Below are 408 nucleotides of genomic sequence, written 5' to 3'. Positions count from 1 at the left end.
GGGAGGGAGGGAAAAAAGAGAGAGGGAAAGAGGGAGAAAGGTGAGAGGAAAAGAGGAGGGGAAAGAGAGGAGGAGGTGGAAAGAAAAAAAGGAAAAAGAAGAGAAAAGAAGGGGAAATAAAAAGAAAGAAGAGAAGAAAGAGGGAAAAAAAGAAGAAGGAAGAGGGAGGAGGGAAGGAAGAGAAAGGAGGGAAAGAGGGAAAGGGAGAAGGAGAAGAAAAGAAGGAGAAGGAAAAGAGAAAGGAAGAAAGAAGGGAAAAGAGGAGGGAAAAGAAGAGGAGAAAGAAAAGAAGAAGGAGGGAAGAAAAGGGAAAGAAGAGGGAGAAGGAAAGAAAAAAGAAGAAAAAAAAAAGGAGAAGAAAGGAGAGGAAAAAAGGAAAGGAAAAGAGAAGAAGAGGGAGGAGAAAGG

Annotated in this window: 1 protein-coding gene; it reads left to right on the top strand. The window is 41.9% G+C overall.

Annotation, left to right across the window (positions count from 1 at the left end):
• Positions 1-40 precede the first annotated feature (40 nt).
• A partial coding sequence (locus tag KH400_RS29845) for a hypothetical protein (RefSeq protein ID WP_217228164.1) occupies positions 41-408 on the top strand: 368 nt, incomplete at its 3' end.

This window comes from Desertibacillus haloalkaliphilus, assembly GCF_019039105.1.
GTDB lineage: Bacteria > Bacillota > Bacilli > Bacillales > KJ1-10-99 > Desertibacillus > Desertibacillus haloalkaliphilus.
The sequence above is the reverse complement of the archived record's forward strand: the minus strand, read 5'-3'. Positions and strand labels throughout refer to the sequence as shown.